Raw genomic sequence first — 1,967 nt, forward strand, 5'->3', positions numbered from 1 at the left:
ATTGTTTTTATAAGATCTTATCAATTTTCATTTGCCATTTTACAGTTCAGCCATTCCTCATTCACTCGTAAAAAAGGCACCCCATGAAAGCCGTTGGCTACCACAACAACCTGCCCATCGACAACGCCGCCGCGCTGCAAGACCTGACGCTGCCCACACCCACGCTGGAGGCACGCGACCTGCTGGTGCGCGTGTCCGCCATCTCGGTGAATCCGGTGGACACCAAGATCCGCCGCAACTCGGCTCCGGTCGCTGGCCAGACCCGCGTGCTGGGATGGGACGCGGTGGGCGTGGTCGAGGCCGTGGGCTCGGCCGTCAGCCTCTTCAAAGTGGGCGACCGGGTGTACTACGCCGGTGCCATCAACCGCCCGGGTGCCAACAGCGAACTGCACACCGTAGACGAGCGCATTGTTGCGCTGGCCCCGCGCAGCATCGACGACGCACAGGCCGCTGCGCTGCCGCTGACCGCTATCACTGCGTACGAGTTGCTGTTCGACCGGCTGCGCGTGGCCAAGGGCGGTGGCGCCGGGCAGTCGCTGCTGGCGGTGGGCGGCGCCGGTGGCGTGGGCTCCATTCTGGTCCAGCTGGCACGCCAGTTGACCCAGCTTACGGTGATTGCCACCGCATCTCGCGTCCAAACGCGCCAGTGGTGCCTGGACCTGGGCGCACATGCTGTGATCGACCATACCCGGCCGTTGGCCGAGGAACTGAAGGCCGCCGGCTTTGGCCAAGTGGACTACGTGGCCAGCCTGACGCAAATGGCACAGCACTACACCCAAATGATCGAGGCACTGAAGCCACAAGGAGCACTGGGCGCGATAGACGACATGGCCGGGCTGGACCCAATGCTGCTGAAGTCGAAGGCGATTTCGCTGCACTGGGAGCTGATGTTCACCCGGCCGATGTTCCAGACACCCGACATGGGCGAGCAAGGCAAGTTGCTGGCCGAGGTGGCAGCACTGGTGGACGCAGGCCGCATCCGCACCACCGCCAATACACATTTGGGCGCAATCAACGCCGCCAACCTGCGCAAAGCCCATGCGCTGGTCGAAAGCGGCACAACCCAAGGCAAAGTCGTAGTGGCCGGCTTCTGAAACCCCATCTAACCCAACGGAACACCCCCTATGAACACCGCACCCACCACCTTCGCCACCGCGTCGATCAGCCGCAGCGCCGCTGAAGACCTGCTGAAAGCAGCCCGCACAGCCAGTGACCAGATCGGCATCGAAGTCACCATCGCCATCACCGATGGTGCCGGTCACCTCAAAGCGCTAGAGCGCTCGGACAAGTCGCCATTTCTCACCGTCAACGTAGCCATAGACAAGGCCTGGACCGCGGTTTCCTTCGGACTGCCCACCCATGTGTGGAACGCGGTGCTGGAGAACCCGGTTGTGTCGCAGCTGGCACACCAGCCGCGCCTGGTCAGCGTCGGCGGCGGCTACCCGGTCATTCTGAATGGGCAGGTGGTCGGGGGTATAGGCATCTCCGGCGGCAATGCACTGCAGGACCAGCAGGCCTGTGAGGCCGCGCTGAAGGCCATGGGCTTCGAGCTGGTGGGATAAGGGGCGCCCCATGACTTTACGCACCACTCCCACCGCACTGCTGGCCGCCGGCTGCCTGGTACGGGCGTCGCTCTCTGCATCGGCGGCCCCGGTCGACGACGCAGCCGCAGCACATCCATTTGTCGGCCGCCGCGCCGGAAAAGTGAACGGCAACCAGGATACGGAACGATGATTTACGAACTGCTTATTTACACCGCCCATGTCGGCCGCATGCCAGATTTACTGCACCGATTTGACAGCCTGGTGCTGCCGATGTGGCGCAAGCACGGCATCCGCCAAGCCGGCTTCTGGACCGCACTGGACGGTGCCGACAGCCACGACCTGACCTATCTGGGGCCTGGGAATCCATGGCGGAGCGCGAGGCCAAATGGACCGCGTTTGTGCAAGACCCGGAATGGACAGGCG

At 63.4% G+C, this 1,967-nt stretch carries 4 protein-coding genes; all 4 read left to right on the forward strand.

All coding sequences use genetic code 11. The features are described from left to right. The first annotated feature begins 83 nt into the window (after positions 1–83). Positions 84–1,094, forward strand: coding sequence for a zinc-binding alcohol dehydrogenase family protein (locus ABI213_RS17480; protein WP_348028015.1), 1,011 nt, complete (start codon positions 84–86; stop codon positions 1,092–1,094). A 30-nt stretch (positions 1,095–1,124) separates the two neighbouring features. After that, on the forward strand, positions 1,125–1,562 hold the full coding sequence (locus ABI213_RS17485; RefSeq protein WP_348005751.1) for a heme-binding protein: 438 nt from the start codon (positions 1,125–1,127) through the stop codon (positions 1,560–1,562). Positions 1,563–1,572: 10 nt separating this feature from the next. After that, a complete protein-coding gene (locus tag ABI213_RS17490) occupies positions 1,573–1,734 on the forward strand; it encodes a hypothetical protein (RefSeq protein WP_348005752.1) in 162 nt (53 codons plus the stop codon). After that, positions 1,731–1,967, forward strand: a 237-nt coding sequence (locus ABI213_RS17495; RefSeq protein WP_348028017.1) for an NIPSNAP family protein, incomplete at its 3' end; no start/stop codon positions are given. The genes ABI213_RS17490 and ABI213_RS17495, both read left to right, overlap by 4 nt.

Origin of the sequence: Rhodoferax sp., from assembly GCF_039922535.1 — a bacterium.
GTDB lineage: Bacteria > Pseudomonadota > Gammaproteobacteria > Burkholderiales > Burkholderiaceae_C > Rhodoferax_B.

Excerpts from the sequence above, each read along its gene's own strand:
- ABI213_RS17480 (WP_348028015.1), top strand. The coding sequence starts at position 84 with ATGAAAGCCGTTGGCTACCACAACAACCTGCCCATCGACAACGCCGCC.
- ABI213_RS17485 (WP_348005751.1), top strand. The coding sequence starts at position 1,125 with ATGAACACCGCACCCACCACCTTCGCCACCGCGTCGATCAGCCGCAGC.
- ABI213_RS17490 (WP_348005752.1), top strand. The coding sequence starts at position 1,573 with ATGACTTTACGCACCACTCCCACCGCACTGCTGGCCGCCGGCTGCCTG.